Annotated in this window: 14 protein-coding genes; 8 read left to right on the forward strand and 6 right to left on the reverse strand. The window is 29.9% G+C overall.

The genetic code is table 11. From position 1 onward, the window contains the following. The first annotated feature begins 79 nt into the window (after positions 1–79). The 3 genes from B6F84_RS05680 (at position 80) to B6F84_RS05690 (ending at position 3,804) form a co-directional block, all read left to right on the forward strand. Complete coding sequence (locus tag B6F84_RS05680; RefSeq protein WP_148691346.1) at positions 80–1,192, forward strand: L-rhamnonate dehydratase; 1,113 nt, start codon at positions 80–82, stop codon at positions 1,190–1,192. Between the two features lie 162 nt (positions 1,193–1,354). Further along, positions 1,355–2,752 (forward strand): MFS transporter, encoded by a 1,398-nt coding sequence (locus tag B6F84_RS05685; RefSeq protein ID WP_148691347.1) that lies wholly within the window; start codon positions 1,355–1,357, stop codon positions 2,750–2,752. 50 nt (positions 2,753–2,802) lie between these two features. After that, complete coding sequence (locus B6F84_RS05690; RefSeq protein ID WP_148691348.1) at positions 2,803–3,804, forward strand: NAD(P)-dependent oxidoreductase; 1,002 nt, start codon at positions 2,803–2,805, stop codon at positions 3,802–3,804. A gap of 237 nt (positions 3,805–4,041) precedes the next feature. On the opposite strand, the gene B6F84_RS05695 is transcribed toward B6F84_RS05690, so the two are convergent. Beyond that, positions 4,042–5,094, reverse strand: coding sequence for an AAA family ATPase (locus B6F84_RS05695; RefSeq protein ID WP_148691349.1), 1,053 nt, complete (start codon positions 5,092–5,094; stop codon positions 4,042–4,044). Positions 5,095–5,326: 232 nt separating this feature from the next. Here B6F84_RS05695 and msrA point away from each other — a divergent pair, with 232 nt between their 5' ends. Next, positions 5,327–5,869 carry a peptide-methionine (S)-S-oxide reductase MsrA gene (gene msrA, locus B6F84_RS05700; protein WP_148691350.1) on the forward strand — a complete coding sequence of 181 codons (543 nt, stop codon included), beginning with the start codon at positions 5,327–5,329 and terminating at the stop codon, positions 5,867–5,869. Positions 5,870–6,092: 223 nt separating this feature from the next. Next, the gene (locus tag B6F84_RS05705) at positions 6,093–7,475 is read left to right on the forward strand and encodes a cbb3-type cytochrome c oxidase subunit I (protein WP_148691351.1); all 1,383 of its coding nucleotides are present in this window, start codon (positions 6,093–6,095) and stop codon (positions 7,473–7,475) included. Between the two features lie 10 nt (positions 7,476–7,485). Here B6F84_RS05705 and B6F84_RS05710 read toward each other — a convergent pair whose 3' ends face one another. The 5 genes from B6F84_RS05710 to B6F84_RS05730 all read right to left on the reverse strand — a co-directional run bounded on the left by B6F84_RS05710 (position 7,486) and on the right by B6F84_RS05730 (position 13,572). Further along, positions 7,486–9,606, reverse strand: a complete 2,121-nt coding sequence (locus B6F84_RS05710; protein ID WP_148691352.1) for a hypothetical protein — start codon at positions 9,604–9,606, stop codon at positions 7,486–7,488. Positions 9,607–9,801: 195 nt separating this feature from the next. Further along, entirely contained in the window at positions 9,802–10,449 is a 648-nt protein-coding gene (locus tag B6F84_RS05715; protein WP_236749091.1) for a hypothetical protein, read from the reverse strand. A gap of 61 nt (positions 10,450–10,510) precedes the next feature. Continuing rightward, on the reverse strand, positions 10,511–11,806 hold the full coding sequence (locus B6F84_RS05720) for a TrpB-like pyridoxal phosphate-dependent enzyme (RefSeq protein ID WP_148691354.1): 1,296 nt from the start codon (positions 11,804–11,806) through the stop codon (positions 10,511–10,513). A gap of 231 nt (positions 11,807–12,037) precedes the next feature. Further along, positions 12,038–12,763, reverse strand: coding sequence for a lycopene cyclase domain-containing protein (locus B6F84_RS05725; protein WP_148691355.1), 726 nt, complete (start codon positions 12,761–12,763; stop codon positions 12,038–12,040). Beyond that, positions 12,724–13,572 carry a phytoene/squalene synthase family protein gene (locus B6F84_RS05730; protein ID WP_148691356.1) on the reverse strand — a complete coding sequence of 283 codons (849 nt, stop codon included), beginning with the start codon at positions 13,570–13,572 and terminating at the stop codon, positions 12,724–12,726. Before B6F84_RS05730 ends, B6F84_RS05725 begins: the two co-directional genes overlap by 40 nt. 177 nt (positions 13,573–13,749) lie before the next feature. Here B6F84_RS05730 and B6F84_RS05735 point away from each other — a divergent pair, with 177 nt between their 5' ends. The 3 genes from B6F84_RS05735 to B6F84_RS05745 are packed head-to-tail and all read left to right on the forward strand — an operon-like array spanning position 13,750 to position 16,488. Continuing rightward, entirely contained in the window at positions 13,750–14,217 is a 468-nt protein-coding gene (locus B6F84_RS05735) for a sterol desaturase family protein (RefSeq protein ID WP_148691357.1), read from the forward strand. Further along, complete coding sequence (locus B6F84_RS05740; RefSeq protein ID WP_148691358.1) at positions 14,214–15,605, forward strand: phytoene desaturase family protein; 1,392 nt, start codon at positions 14,214–14,216, stop codon at positions 15,603–15,605. The genes B6F84_RS05735 and B6F84_RS05740 overlap by 4 nt, the downstream gene beginning before the upstream one ends. Next, positions 15,595–16,488, forward strand: a complete 894-nt coding sequence (locus B6F84_RS05745) for a glycosyltransferase family 2 protein (RefSeq protein ID WP_148691359.1) — start codon at positions 15,595–15,597, stop codon at positions 16,486–16,488. Before B6F84_RS05740 ends, B6F84_RS05745 begins: the two co-directional genes overlap by 11 nt. The last annotated feature ends 117 nt before the right edge of the window (positions 16,489–16,605 follow it).

The raw sequence follows: 16,605 nt of genomic DNA on the forward strand, positions 1-16,605 counted from the left end.
CAACTTATTTTATAATAGAATCAGATAGTGGACAAGTATGGTTATGTAATTAAATTTTTTGATTATAAAATATGATCTCATGAAAATCAGTAAAATAAACGTCATCAAAACAGAACATGTCTTAAGAGAAAACTTTCCATATGCAAAACCAACTGATTATTATAATGAGTATTTAGGTACGTTTAATCCTTTTCAATCAGCTTTTATGGATAAGATCTGTTTTTTGAAATTAGAAACCGAAAATGAGGAAATCTCGTCTATAGTGGAAACTTCTGAAGAAGTGTGTAATTTAGTTGTTAGTCAATTAGCTAATGTAGTTCAAGGGATAGATCTTTCTAAAATAAATATGGCATGGGATTTACTATATAGATATACTTTACCTATAGGTAGAGCAGGCATAGTACTTCATGGAATAAGTGCTATTAATCTTCTAATGTACGATGCTTACGCTAAATTTCTCGGAATACCAGTTTATGAATTATTAGGAGGAAAAACTAGAGATAAGATTAGAGCTTACGCTAGTCACCTACATCCTACAAATAAGGAAGCTTTAGAGAATGAAGCTAAAAGTTACATAGATCAAGGCTATACTGCAATGAAGATGAGATTCTGCTGTGGTCCTTCAGATCCTCTGGGTGTAGATAAAAATGTTGACTTAGTCAAGATAATTAGAGACAGTATAGGTTATTCCGTAGATTTGGCTGGAGACGCATGGATGTCTTGGAATTTACATTTTGCATTGAAAATGCTTAAAAAATTGGAAAAATACGAAATGAGCTGGATAGAAGAACCATTATTGCCAGATGATTTTGAATCATATAAATATCTAACGAGAAAAACTGATATACCCATATCCGCTGGCGAGCATCATTATCACATTTATGATTTCAAGAGGCTTTTAGATTCTGGAGTTAGAATATTACAGCCTGATGCATTATGGGTTGGAGGAATTACTCCAATGAAAAAGATTGCGGGATTAGCTGAAGCTTATGGAGCTATTGTAATACCTCATACATCTAATATTTACAATTTGCATTTTATAATTTCTGAGCCTGAAAGTGTAGCTCCAATTGCAGAATATCTGACTAAATATAGGTGGCTAGAAGATAAGGTATTAAATCCTCCAAAACCAATTAATGGATATTTTAGACTAAATGAAGAAAAAGGATTTGGAATAAAATATGAAATTTAAAATTTGCGTTATCTATACCATATAATATAATGTTTTAAAGAATTAAGATAAATTAAAAAATAAGTACGTTTTACATTTTAGTATATGAAATATTAGATACTATTTAAACAATCCTTACTTGTAAGGATGTGATAATAAAAATATAGAGAATGAGTTACTGTTATGAGTAAAGATTTTTCGCCTTTCGATAATTCACCTATAAAGGGAATACACTATAGATGGACAATATTAGCTGCAATGGGAGATTATCTAGATGCTGGATCAATAGTAGCTGGTGGAGCATCTCTAACTTTCTGGATTACATATTTCCATTTAGCTTCGTTAGTTCAAGGACTTATAGCAGCATTAGGACCTAATGCATTTGGAGCATTTATAGGAGCTTTAATAGCTGGACCTTTAGGAGACAGATTTGGGAGAAAAGCAATATACACTTACGACTTGATAATTTTACTTATAGGTGCAATAATAGTCACAGCTAGTACTAATATATTTATGCTAATTCCTGGTTATATATTAATAGGACTTGCAGTAGGTATTGACGTTCCTACATCTTGGTCGTTGATAGCCGAATACGCTCCAAAAGTAGGTAGAGGCAAATTAATGTCTTTTACTAATATTTTTTGGTATATTGGACCTATAGTTATTCTAATCTTGGGAATAGCTACTTCGCCTCTAGGAGTAAACTCATTTAGAGTATTATTCGGAAGCTTGGCTCTAGTGGCTGCAGTAACATGGATATTAAGAAGAGGTATGATAGAGTCACCTAGATGGTCTGCAGTAAAAGGAAAAGAAACTGAAGTAAAGAAAGCAATGGAAAAACTAGGAGTTTCGCCTACTAGCATAGACAAAGATTCTCAATCTTCAAATTCACAACCTATTCCGTCTAGTTCTATGAATACTTCAAATGTAAATACTGCGAATGTAACTTCTAGTAAGATATCTATCTCTAGGCTACTTAAAGGATTTGCTTTCATTATACCTATTTATATTCTATGGGGAGTACCTGCAGGCACATTTGGATTCTTCTTACCTTTCTTCGTAGAAGATTTAGGCAGTAAAAGTGTTGTTCTGGGAGATGTAGTAGATATAGGATGGTTTGCTACTGCAATTATAGGAATATTAGCTATAACTATGCCATTCTCAGATAAAATAAGCAGAAGAATTCTTTATGCTATTTCCGCTTTAGTATGTGCAGTTTCATTTGCTATACCAATAACACTTCCTTTCAAAATTTTAGCAGTTGCAGCTGCTAACGTTATTCTATTCGGTTTTGGACAAGGTATCGGATTATGGCCTATAACGAGGATGTGGTCAGTAGAGCTATTTCCTACTGAAATAAGAAATACCGCCCAAGGAATAACATGGGCTTCAATGAGATTTGCTATAGGCGTATGGAGCTTATTTGTACCAACAATACTTAGTATAATAGGCTATTCAGCTATAGCTGCAATATTCACTGCGTTCTTCATTGCAGCAGCAATAATAGGAGGATTATATGGACCTAAATCGCAGGGAAAATCCTTGGAAACAGTACTAAAGGAATTCTATGGTGAAACATAACCTTACAAGATAGGTTTCTCTTTTTTAATTTTGAACCCTATATTATTTTTATGGAAAAGTTAATTACAGAAGGCGATTTGTCAATATTAAAAAATAAAGATATAGCTGTAATAGGATATGGGAATCAAGGATCAGCTCAAGCAACAATAATGAAAGATAATGGACTAAACGTAATTGTTGGAAATATTAGAGACGAGTATGCAAAGAAAGCTGAAAAAGATGGCTTTAAGGTTTATGATATACCAGAAGCTTTTGAAAGAGCAGACTTAGTTTTAATGCTAATTCCTGATGAAGTTGCTCCAGAAGTTTACAAATCTGTCGAAAGTATAGTAAATAAAAAGGAGGGCTTAATTTTAGATTTTGCCTCTGGTTACAATGTTGCTTTTGGTTTTATTTCTCCACCAAAAACTTCTGATGTAATAATGGTTGCTCCAAGGATGATAGGAGAAGGAGAATTACTACTTCACAAGCAAGGAAAAGGATATCCAGTTTTTCTAGGAGTTAAAAACGATTATTCTGGTAAAGCTTGGGAATATGCTAAAGCTTTAGCAGTAGGTATAGGAGCAATAGGAAAACCTGGTGGAATAGCAGTTAAGTCGTCTTTTGAAGAAGAGGCTCTATTAGATTTATTGAGTGAACATACATGGGCTCCTATTCTTGTAGCATCTATAAAGGCATACTTTGATATTGTTACTGAAAAATATGGTGCGTCACCAGAAGCTGCTATATTAGAACTTTACGCGTCTGGAGAATTGGCTGAAATAGCAAGAGCTATGGCAGATGTAGGAATATTTAAACAAATGAAATTTCACTCTACCACAAGCCAATATGGACAATTTAGTAGAGCGGAAAAGTACTATGATATTCTGAGAAGGATTACTGAAGATGAGGCAGAAAAAATATGGAATGGAGAATTTGCTAAGGAATGGAGTTTAGAACAGATTGCTGGCAAACCAGTATTAAATAGACTATGGAATATATATACTGAAAGTAAATTATCTAAATCGGAAGAATCACTCTATAAAATTTTAGGAAGAGACAAGAATGAATAAGAATCAGTAATGCTAGAAACAATTTTTCTTTTCTTACTTATTGAATTAAGTTTTTATGAGTTAAAAGGAAGAAGTAGATTTGTTCAACTTTGCTTTATAATTCAAAAGAAATGTGTTTAATTTTTTCTACCTTGGTTTTCATGATTTGTTCTTAATAAATTTATATAGATAATTAAAAATATAATAGCATTTTTATTATTAGTTTTAAAGTTATTGAAATAAAAAGTCAATTTATACCTATAACCTTTTAACAGCCTCTTTATAAACTGGATCTAAAAAGTCATAATTGTAAATTATACTCATATTTTCAAGTTGTTGCAAAATATTACTTAAGGTACTAGATGATAATGTTGAATTCTCTCTTTTACTAAGACAATCATATAACTTAGTCCAAGAATTGTTTCCTTCAGAAATACATTTTAATGTATTCTTATATCTTTTAGCTACAATTTCTGAAACATTTCTTTTACTTTCAATTAGGTTTGAAATCTCATTAACAGCTATTCTTATGCTAATTTCCTTAACTTCCTCTATGCTCTTTCCTGAAATAATATAGTTACCAGCTAAGGTTAACCAGCCTGGGATTCCATCAAAGAAATTTATAATTTCTTCTATTGTGCTTTCATTGGCTTCTTTCTTGTTCTCTTCAAATCCTTTTTTCAAAAACTCTATTCCTTTTTCCTTTGAAAATCTATCAAGTTTTATTTCATAAAAATATCTACCATAAAGAGGAGATTTATCATTTTCTATTCCTATTAAGTCATATAATAATCCAACTTCTGATCCAGTTAAAATGAAAGTTAAATTTCTATCATAGTCATAAGCATGCGCAATAGCCTCCTTAACTTCTCTTGATAAAGGCCCTCTTAACCTTTGAGCTTCATCAATAGCTATTATAATTCTCTTCTGATTCAAATGATCGAAAAGATCAGCCAAAGAAACGTAATTTTTTCCCTTCCATGAAAGTTCCACTGATGTTCCTAAAATACTTACACCCCTAATATTTCTTATAATATCAGCTATTTTATCTAGGGAGGAAGACAAAGCTTGAGAGAATAACTCGTATATATCCTTCCATCCATAATTATCTTTTAGCTTTCTAGCATCTATTAAAATGAATGGAAGTTTACTTTCATTTAACGCAACTAAGAGAAGAGAAGTTTTACCAATTCTTCTTACGCCGGAAAGAACAATTAACGGTCTATATATGTTCGTAAGAAGTCCATTTAATTCATTCTCCCTATCGAATAGGTCTTCTCTTTTTGTTTTAGGTCTTTCATCAAATAACAACTTCAGCCCCTGTATATATATTCTGGGGGTGAAGTACTAAAATTTTGTTATAATGATACACTATACTTTCATAATAATCTGTTTTTGATGCTAATAATCATAAAAGTATAATAATTAAGGAAAACTATTGAGATTATTGATGAGATTTTCTTTATAGTAGAGGTTAATGTACTTATATTAGTTCAACGTTATTTATCATAAGTTAAAAAATGAGTAAAATCTAATACTATTCATGGAATTAGCTACTTTAGGTGGAGGATGCTTCTGGTGTACGGAAGCAGTATATTCTAGAGTTAAAGGAGTAATTAGCGTAAAACCTGGATATTCTGGTGGTCACGTTCCAAATCCTACATACGAAGATGTATGCACGGATAAGACTGGACATGCAGAAGTTGTACAAATAACATTTGATCCTTCAATAATTTCTTATAAAGAAATCTTAGAAATATTTTTTGCTATTCATGATCCAACTACTCTAAATAGACAAGGAAATGATGTAGGTACACAATATAGATCAATAATACTTTATCACAATGAAGAGCAAAGAAAAATTGCTGAAGAGATGATTAAAGAAGTAGAAAAAGAATTAGGCAAAAAAGTTGTAACTGAATTAAAACCTTTTGAAGCATTTTATGAAGCCGAGGACTATCATCATAATTTTTATGATAAACATAGAAATTATCCTTATTGTAAACTGGTAATAGATCCAAAAATTAAAAAATTCTTGAAATATTTTCCTAACAAAGTAAAAATAACTGAAAACGCTCAGTCGTAATATTTTTCTTAATTATTTCTTATCTATGAGTTTTTTTATTAAAGTAAAATGAGAACTTATATTTGTTTATTTAACTTTTAAAGTGTTATAAGTAAGTTCTAACTATTTTTCAAGAATATAATGTATTATGAGAAATAAACAATAAAAAAGTCTTTAAATGATAAACTTGTATATACTTTTATGTATAAAGATATAATAATATATACTTTTATGGTGATAAATAATGCCTAAAATAAGAGTATCTACACTGTACTTCCTTTTAGCATTAGTATGGCTAGGGATTACAGGCATTGGAGCTATGAATATTAGAACTTATTTGACAAATGAAGGATCAATAAAATTTGATGAAATCTATTACTTCTTTTTAACTCTACATGGAGATTCTGGTATGATAGCTTTTATTCAATTTTCTACATTAGCTATAATACTTTTCTTCTTGGAGAGAAGTCAGACAAAATTGTCATTTCATTTATTGCTATTTTCTTCAGTCTTTACAAATTTAGGCTTAATAATGTATTTCTTAGGCGGTCCAATTATAGGATGGTATATGTTATATCCCTTAAGCACCCAATCTTTCAATTTTATAGGAATTTATGGAAAATATTTTTGGATAAGCTATCTAGGAATTCTAATAGAATCGTTAAGTGTAGAAATAGCTGGAATTTACTTGCTCCTAAAAATGGAAAATAATTTGAAAAATATCGCTTATATATTTCCTTTAATATCATTGATCTTAATTGTATTTTCAGTACCATTCTTAAGTAGTGTTTCTATACTTTACATTCTACATGTTCTAATAAAATTGAAATTTTCAGCCATCTTACTGACATCACTATTTTGGGAATATGCTTCGCCGTCAACTTATTATCTTACAATTGGAATCCTAGGAGTTTTAACTTACATTATGAAGCCATTTAGCTTAAAATGGATTAATTGGTCTAAATATCCCGTTAGCATATTGCCTTTCGCAATCTTTGCTAATCATTTACAAACTTGGCCAATTAGTATTTATCTTAGAGAATTTTCTGATTTTTGTAGCATAATACTTTCAGGATTTCTTGGAATAATATTCTTAAATCTAGTAATTCCTTTATTTTACGAAAGAATGTTTAGTTTTACAAAGGTTTTAGGCATTGTATGTTTGATAGGATTTTTAGCTTCATCATTTTCATTTGTTTTACCATTTAATACTATTGATCCTTTCTTACATAATACGTACTATGTTGTAGGAAGTTTTCATTCAATAGTTTGGGATTTCCTAATACCTGGCTTTACTTTAGCGTTTTACCTTTTAGTTATAGGGGAAAATGGAGATAATAAAAAAATAGACAAATTAGTATTATCAGGTATAATAGGATGGGAATTATCATCTACTGCATTAGCTATTCTAATGATGTATGATGGATATTCTGGATTAATAAGGAGAGAAGTTTTATTCCCTCAATTATTCTTACCTTCCATGGTTACTATGTCGTTCTTAGCTTTTGTAGCAATAACGAGTTTAGGGGTATCGTATTCTGCTATACTGTCTAAAATGATTCTCTCCATTAGACCAAAATCTGAAGCGATAGAAAAATATATTTTAAAAGTGAAAAATAGAATATAAAAACTCTATTTTATTTTTTTCCAGATAATATCAGTAATAAGCTAAGTGTAATCGTTATTAATAATATTCCTATTATTCCTCCTAATATTACAAAATTAAGTGATGTTACTAAATTCTCAGTTATACTACGATTTACCGTGATAAAAGAGTTTACTGGAACTTTATACGTGCCTTCGAACTCTCCACTCTCATAGAAAGGAAGTTTAGCACTTAAGTAAATACTACTTCCAGCATTATACCATTTCGATACGCCGTTTATAGTAACTAGATATTGCTTTTCTATTTTAATGACAATATTAAGCGGTTTATTCACTAAATATGAGAGTTGATAAGATGCTATAACATATCTCTCTGTAGGACTTATTTGATACTGAGTCAATATAAATATTCTCGTACTATCATTATACCAAGAAGAGTTCAAGTAAGTTTCTTTTCCATTTATAATTGCTTTAATAGGTATTTTGGACGTAACATTTACATAGAACTGTAGAACCTCATTAACTGAAACATTTAATGGAGACGTAACGGATATATTAAAAGCAGGGTTTACAGAAATTACAAAAATTCTCTCCGACGGTATCTGGGTAACATTATGTAGAAAAATTATACCGAAAAATTTAGGAATAGTACTAATATTAATATAAATATGGGATATTCTATTAATGTCTATAATAGAGTTAGGAGTAACCCATATAGATGATGTACCATTAGGAATAAAAATTTCATTTGTTTTGCCAGAGGGTGTTATTATTGATGCTGATACTCCATAAGGAGAATGAAACGTTATCAAATATTGAGTTAATGTATATATTAACACAGTTACTGACCCATTTACTGTAAATTTAGAACCATTATATGGTATAGATAGCATAAGATAATTTATATGCATTGAAGGAATTACACTAATTGATGTAATTACGCTTCTCACAGTAGAATTATAATACTGCGTAATATTCTCAATCTGAATAGAAGTACCTTCATCATACCAACCACTAGAAAAAGTAGTATTAACACCATTAACCAAAGCAAAAACAGTATAGTTAGTATTTTCCAGACCAGGAAATATACTAGATACAGGTTGATTAATAGCTGTGCTATATATATTATATTCAATGTCTATATTAGAAAATATACTTTTAAAAATTACAACAGAAATATAATATTGAATTACACTATTTATCTTGATAGTTTCCGAGGAATTTACTATAAAAGATGAAGATGGCGATATTGATGTAATTACGCTTCTCACAGTAGAATTATAATACTGCGTAATATTCTCAATCTGAATAGAAGTACCTTCATCATACCAACCACTAGAAAAAGTAGTATTAACACTATTAACCAAAGCAAAAACAGGTATACTTGACGAAACTGAAATATAGTATTGCTTCTCGTAGTATACGGTTATTTTTGTCGGCGATTTTATTATTCCAGTATTTTCTGAAGTTATCCATCTTTCTTCAGAATTGGAAGTTGAAATTATACTAGGAAATGAGTAAGAGGAATTATAATCTACCCATACTGTGGCAGGAGTTCTAGCGAAAGCTAAACTTCCAAAGTAATAGTAAGTAACTAGTGGTGGAGAAAATCCTGTACCTTGTGCAGTATAATTAAATGTAACTAAATCTTGTTCATAATATATAATTGGAATATTTTCTGATGTAGTAATATTTCCAAAAGTGATATTATTAGTATCCCATCTTACATTACCAAGACATATAATGTTTTGAATATAATATTCTGTATTATAAGGTACTTTAAGTGTAAGATTCTGACTAAACGTTAAAATAATACCTGTGCCATTAGGAAATTCTAAAACTATTTTTGGAGTTTCTGGTAAATTCTGCCCTATCACTTTATAGGAAAATGAAACATTCAGAAATTTACTGTACATATAATTTTTTTCACTGGGTTTATTAAGTATAGAATCATGATCTCTATAAGCAGATTCAACTGAGTTTCTAATATGCCAAGCTATATTAGCTTTATTCCTAGAAATACTATGTGTTACAAAGTGGAATGAATTTTTGTCATGTATATGTTCATTGACTTGAGAATTTAAGACAGAACTTAAGAGTGCTATAGTAATTACAATAGTTACCAAGACTAATATAGTAAAATGTCTACCCATGTATAGTATTAACGAGAAAGATAATAATAAGAATTGTCCACATATATGCTATTGGTTAAAATTTAGTATTTTAAAAAGTCTTTAATACTCATTAGCGGTTCCGAAAAAATCTGAACAATAAAGATTAAGATCATATTGAGTAACTGAAAACTTATGAACAGCTATGACTTAATTATTATAAACATGAAATTTTGACTATATTAATTGTTTTATCTCTTCTACATCGTTTATAAGATATGCCTCAGCTTTAAAGTTTCCTTGTTCTATTCCAGGAACATATTCTATAGAATTTCTTGTTTTTATTTCTACATTTTTCAGTTTGAATAGTTCTTTAGGATTTTCAATATCTTCTTTCCAAACATGAACATGAAATCCTCTCCTAGTGGTAATAACGAGCCTTGGTTTAATATTCTTCAATGAATCTATAATACTAGGGTTCTTTTCATCAATATCAATCATGAATATTTTAAAATCTACGTTTCTAGCTAGCTCAGACTCGTAAAATTTCTCAATATCTGGACTTGTTTTACATTGTTCTATATATCTGGCTACTGCTTTTTGTGAAGCCTTTGCATAATTTATTGGATTTAGAACATGCATTATTTTAATCCAATATTTTTCAACTTTGATCCCTCTTACTTTAAAAATTTCTGGATGTTCTCTTAAACTAATTAAAATATTAATTGCTTTCAACGGCTCTGATTTTTCCTTGACTTTAAAAAGTATTTTATCTATTGAAAATCCTAATTTTTTCTTTGCTTCTCTATCTCTTGAAATTAAGTAGAACATATATAATTCATTTTCACCTAATTTAGGGAGATAATTTAAAAAATATTCTTCCAAGGAAATCCTTCTCATAGGAAAAAATAAAAATCAAAGATATAAAAGTGAATTATATGAAATTTTATTTCTTATCAAATCCTAGTACATCTGCATAGTTTCCTAGATCTAGTAATCCGTGTCCAGAAAAGCTAATTAGTACAGTCTTCTTTTCGCCAGATTTCTTGGCTTCCTCATTCAATTCTCCTAAAATCGCTAAAGCGTGGCTAGTTTCTGGAGCTGGAACCCAACCTTCAACCTCAGAGAATAATTTTGCCCATTTAAACGCTTCTTCTTGATGATAATCCCTTGCCTCTACTATTCCTTTATTCATAAGTAAAGATAATGTAGGAGCTACTGCATGGTATCTAAGTCCTCCTGCATAAACGGGTGGAGGAATAAAATCTGATCCTATAGTATACATCTTCAATAAAGGAAGGACTTTGCCAGTATCTGGATAATCGTATCTATAAACTCCTTGAGTCATTTTAGGTACCTCAATAGCTCCGGAAGCAATGTATTTTCTCCTAACTTTTCCTTTCCTTAATTCTTCTCCTAAAAATGGATAAGCCAAGGCAGCATAATTTGATCCGCCACCTACTACCCCTATAATATAATCCGGATCTTCTCCTATCATTTCCATTTGCTTTTTAGCTTCCATTCCAGCTATTGTCTTATACAAAATATCAGCATTAACTACACTACCTACTAAATATTTTCCACCGTTTTCTAATGCATAAGTTACAGCTTCAGTTATAGCTATTCCTAAGGAACCAGGTGTATTGGGATCTTTTTGTAAGACTTCTTTACCATATCTAGTAAATTCTGATGGACTAGGATGTATTTGCGCTCCATACATTTGAACTAAGTATCTCCTATAAGGTTTAGCATAATAGCTAGTCTTCACCATGAAAACGTGAGCAGGTATATGAAATAGGGCAGCTGCTAAAGCTACAGCTGAACCCCATTGTCCAGCTCCTGTTTCTGTAGAAACGAATTTTGCGTTATCTTGCAAAGCGAAGTAAGCGTGAGCTAACGCACTATTTATCTTATGTGAACCAGTATAAGTGTGACTTTCCATTTTCATAAAAATCTTTAAATGGCCTCCAAGATATTCTTCTAGCTTTCTTGCCCTAATTATTGGAGTAGGCCTTCCTATTTGAAGATATCTTTGTAATACTTCTTCTGGAATTTTAATATATCTTTCTTGACTAAATTCATATTCAAGATCTTTTGATGGTAGTGCTTGTTTTAGTATTTCAAAAGATTTTCCAGATTCATCCTTAGGAGGAGGTAAAGGTTCCGGTAAGTCTGGTAAAATATTGTACCATTCTGTAGGGATTTCGTCTTGAGGTAAGTCGTATCTGACTTTTTCTAGCATAATAGTAATAAGGATCGATTATATTTAAACTTAAAAATAGGTATTGCGATTGGTATTATCTTTTCAATATATATCTATTATGCAATAAATTAGAAGTAATTCGTTCCTCATAAGATTATAAGAATATAAATATAGTTTACTAAATCATAAAAAGAGATTTTCCAATTTTTCTCTTCATTTTTCCCTTACTATAGATAATCTAATGTCATTTTTAGAACATAAACTAAAATCCTAATTGGAATTTTCGTAATTATTACAGTTTCTAAAATGTTCATAAAATGTGATGTAAAATGTTAGCATGGAAAAGGAGTAAATGAAATCCTCTATTGGAATAGTTATTACTCTTATACCTATTATGCTTTTGTCACCATATATAACTATAGGTAGGGATGTTAAGAAAAAATCAAATACAAAAAATGGTATGTAGCTTAATAAAATAAATTCCCAAAATATTTTTGAAAGCAGTAACTTGGAATAAACTACTAAAGAAGTTAATAGCGATGCAGACAAATAAATTAAATCCATGCCCATATATGAATAATTTGGTAATATAATAATACCTAAAGCAATTAATATTATAGAAATTAGAAATATGATTTGCTTATATTTTCTAGTAACATTTACATGATTATTTAATTTTAAACTATATGATTTTAAAAAATCATAAATTAGAAGTGTAGCAAAGGGAGTAACAAAAAAGAATATTACTTCCTCTATAGGCAAATCTATAACGTATAAACCTAATACATATTTAGGATTAAAACTCCATGAATCTTTCCATGTAGCTATAAAATCCCAAGCTAAATAAAGAGGAGAAACTATGAGAATTGATTTAATCAAAGCCTTATAGTCTCTTTTCCCTCTAAGGAATAATAATGATATTATTAATGTAGGAAAGAAAATAAGGGAATCGATTTCTAAGTATGCATACCTAGGAAAAAGGAAAGGGATCTCCATATGTTAACACCTATGGCGTTTTTTATACCATATAGGAATACTTTTTGTTTTTTTGGTCTTACTTTTACATGTAAAACAACACAAGGATCTTTCTTAATTACATAACTTGTCCATTTATACATATCAGAAGCAGTCTTTATTGGAATTAAAAATCTTGAAGGAATGTACTTAAATCCAATTTCTGCTTCTTTCTGATATTCCATGTATCTATTTATCTGATATCTCATATATTCTTTAAATGCTTCATTACATTCTTCAAGACTATTTAATCCTAATTCTTTCATTTCCTCGACAGGTAAATATTGTCTTCCTAATTGAATATCTTCCTTTACATCTCTTATAAAGTTCAAATATTGCATACTTCTACCTAATAATCTAGCATAATACGATGCTTCATCAGGTAAATTTAATATCTTTAACATGAATAAGCCTACTACTTCTGCTGAACCATACATATATCTAATAGTTTCATTAATAGTATAGTAATAATGCTTATAGATGTCGCTTTCCATAGCATCTAAAAAAGCGTCTACCCATTCTTCTTTAAAATCTTTTCTAATTTTTAATTCAACAAAGTTTTTCAAAACTAAATTATTAGTATTTATTCCTTTACTTTCGATCTCATACATTTTTCTTAGCTCATAAAATTCTTTGACCTTAGGTGGTATCGAATCAACTAAATCATCAAAAACTCTTACAAATGCATAAAGCTTTGTAACATCCTCCCTAATTTTGGGAGGAAATAGAATAGAACTGTTATAATAAGTTATACTACCTTTCTTGAAAATCTGCAGAAGATAATTATTCATCTCACTCAAAATCAAAAAGTAGTTATATGGATAAAACAATGTGCAAGAATTATTTTAACACTCTTTAATAAGACTTTAGAAGTGATCTGCGAAAATAAAAACAGAGAATTCCTTAACGTCCAAATGATAAAAATTTTCTTACACATATTTATAGAGATTCCTCCTAGTTAATATCTTATGTTACAATACGTGATTTTTGCTAGTGTATTTTTTGCATCATTCATAGGAATGGAATTTTTAGCAAGAATAATGCATAAATACTTAATGCATGGCTTTCTTTGGAAATTACATGAAGACCACCACAAAAATGAACAGAAAGAACTAGAGAAAAATGACTTATTCGGATTAATATTCGCTATAATTGCTATAATATTAATATTTAAGGGATTATTCTCAAGTAATTACGTCTTCCTATCTATAGGTCTTGGAATGACGGGGTATGGAATAGCTTACTTCTTTATTCATGATATGATTATTCACAATAGACATTTACACTTAAGATCTTGGGGATTGAGACACGAACCATTTAGAACTCTAATTTTAACTCATGACGTTCATCATAGTGAAGGTAAAGGAAATTGGGGATTCTTAATAGCAATAAAAGGTATTGATAAAATTCCTAAAAATCAGGAGGAGAAAAATTGAAAGCAATAGTAGTAGGTGCAGGAATAGGCGGAATGTCAACAGCTTTACTCTTAGCTAAAAAAGGGATTGAAGTTTTAGTTATAGAAAAGTTAGATCAGCCGGGAGGTAGAGCTAGATCATTTAATAATGATATATTTTCATTTGATATGGGTCCATCTTGGTATTTAATGCCAGAGATTTTTAATGACTTTTTTAAAGAAATTGGAGAGTCTACTTATCCTACTATTGAAGTTAAACCAAAACTAAGGCTTATTAGGGATATGCAAGGCTTTGTTGAATCAATAACAGATGAGGAAATACCCGAAGATAAAGCGTTTGATGAATATCTTCAGGATACTAAATTACTTTATGAATTATCCTTGAAAAAATTCCTTTATAAAGAGTTAAAGTTTACAGACTTCTTAGACAAGGATTTGATTTCAAATCTGAATAAATTCCCTATTTTCCTTAATTTAGAAAATTTTAATAGAAAATATTTTAAAACTGATATAATGCAAAAGCTAATGGGTTTTTCCTCTGTATTTTTAGGAGGCTCTCCCTACGACATACCTTCTATATATTCAATGGTAAACTATTCTGTATTTGGAGAGGGCGTTTTTTACCCAAAAAATGGATTTTCTGGATATGTAAAAAATTTATTTGAGATATGCAAAAAAGTTGGAATAGAGTTTAAATTTAATTCTCCAGTTGATAAAATAAAAATAAATAATGAGAATAAAGTAGAGTGCGTTGGAGTAAAAGATCAATGCTTCAATGGAGATTTGTTTATTATTAATATGGACTATATTTATGCTGATTCTCTTTTACCTTATGAGTATAGAAATAATTGGAGTAAAAAGAGACTGGCTCCTTCAGCAATATTAGGTTATTTAGGAGTTGAAGGAGAAGTAGACTATCCTCATCATACTGTAGTTATTAACGGAGACTGGAAAAATCATTTTAATTCAATATTAGAAGGAAATTTACCAGATCCAAAAAACATGTCATATTACGTTAGTTATAGAAAAGCTACGGATAGAGAATTAGAAGGAAAAGATTTAGTATTCTTAATTCCAATATCCCCAATAGAAATAAATAGAGAAGATGCTGAAAAATTAGTTAGAGCATCAATAAATGATTTCTTAGAAAAAACTAAAACTCAGTTTAAAATAAAGTATCAGAGAATCTACACACCATCAGACTTTAAAACAGACTATAATGCGTATAGAGGTACTGCATTTGGATTAGCACATACTTTAAATCAAACAGGGCCCTTTAGACCTCCAATGAAACATAGAAAATTGAAGAATCTATATTATGTAGGTCAATATACACAACCAGGTATAGGGGTACCAATGGTAACATTATCTTCCATAATAGTATCGAAAAGGATAGAAAATGAACTCTGAAGAAATAGAAAAATTATATAGAGGTTCAATTAAAGAACTATACACTCTTTATTCGAAAGCGAGCAAAGACGATATATTAAATTGGATGAATAGTAGACCTTCCGCAGAAATGAAATTTGTAGAAGTAGAAGGAGATAAAGAAATTGTGGTCGTGATACCTACAGCAAACGCTTTTGGAGAATTTGCTTCTCATGTTAAAAAATTATATAAAGGACTCCAAATAATTTTCGTAGAAAGTAATGGACCATTATTCAATTATGCACGAAGCGTAAATGCAGGAATAAAAGAAGCTATTAAGTATAAACCTAGATGGATTGTTATATCAAACGATGATATAATAAGGATAGAAAGTATTGAGAAACTTAAAGATGAACTTTCTACTGTATCTAATGTTGAATTAGTTATGGCATCTAAATCAGATTATCATACCTATAATGTTTTAATTATAAATCCCAAAGACTGGTTTATTAAAGGAATGAGAGCATTTGGTAAAATTGCCAATTTAGCACCAGCAAAAGTATATGGAGAAATTCTAAAATATAGAGGAAAACTAGGGGTCAAGTATATCACAATAATTCAGAAAATGGTACCATTCTCTAAATATATAGGAAAAGGGATAGTAACATTAAATTGTGGTAGTTTTGCCATAGTCAAGCCTAAAGAAAATTTAATGGATCCTACTTTTATAAACTCGCATGAAGATTTACTCCTTTCTTTAAGCTACAAGCACGAGATAATTAATTTCAAACTTAAAGAGAAAAAAGGTGCTAGCTTAGGTTTCGGAGAATTAAGATTTGCTAAAATATTCGTTAATGAGATTTATTTCAATTACCTAATTGAGAAAAATAGAATCAGGCTAGACGATCTAGTTATAGGAGACTAAAACTATACTAATTTGCTTTTTAATTAACAATCACTGACAGATAAAGGATGAAGACCCAATTTCTTCATTAAGTTAGTTACAAGCCAATATATCTAATATATTTGCAGGAAATAGCTT

The organism is Acidianus manzaensis (assembly GCF_002116695.1).
Lineage (GTDB): Archaea > Thermoproteota > Thermoprotei_A > Sulfolobales > Sulfolobaceae > Acidianus > Acidianus manzaensis.

What these genes read in the sequence shown, in the direction of transcription:
- B6F84_RS05710 (WP_148691352.1), bottom strand. Translation starts at nt 9,606, where the DNA reads ATGGGTAGACATTTTACTATATTAGTCTTGGTAACTATTGTAATTACT.
- B6F84_RS05730 (WP_148691356.1), bottom strand. Translation starts at nt 13,572, where the DNA reads ATGAATAATTATCTTCTGCAGATTTTCAAGAAAGGTAGTATAACTTAT.
- msrA (WP_148691350.1), top strand. Translation starts at nt 5,327, where the DNA reads ATGGAATTAGCTACTTTAGGTGGAGGATGCTTCTGGTGTACGGAAGCA.
- B6F84_RS05725 (WP_148691355.1), bottom strand. Translation starts at nt 12,763, where the DNA reads ATGGAGATCCCTTTCCTTTTTCCTAGGTATGCATACTTAGAAATCGAT.
- B6F84_RS05680 (WP_148691346.1), top strand. Translation starts at nt 80, where the DNA reads ATGAAAATCAGTAAAATAAACGTCATCAAAACAGAACATGTCTTAAGA.
- B6F84_RS05705 (WP_148691351.1), top strand. Translation starts at nt 6,093, where the DNA reads ATGCCTAAAATAAGAGTATCTACACTGTACTTCCTTTTAGCATTAGTA.
- B6F84_RS05720 (WP_148691354.1), bottom strand. Translation starts at nt 11,806, where the DNA reads ATGCTAGAAAAAGTCAGATACGACTTACCTCAAGACGAAATCCCTACA.
- B6F84_RS05745 (WP_148691359.1), top strand. Translation starts at nt 15,595, where the DNA reads ATGAACTCTGAAGAAATAGAAAAATTATATAGAGGTTCAATTAAAGAA.
- B6F84_RS05690 (WP_148691348.1), top strand. Translation starts at nt 2,803, where the DNA reads ATGGAAAAGTTAATTACAGAAGGCGATTTGTCAATATTAAAAAATAAA.
- B6F84_RS05735 (WP_148691357.1), top strand. Translation starts at nt 13,750, where the DNA reads ATGTTACAATACGTGATTTTTGCTAGTGTATTTTTTGCATCATTCATA.
- B6F84_RS05685 (WP_148691347.1), top strand. Translation starts at nt 1,355, where the DNA reads ATGAGTAAAGATTTTTCGCCTTTCGATAATTCACCTATAAAGGGAATA.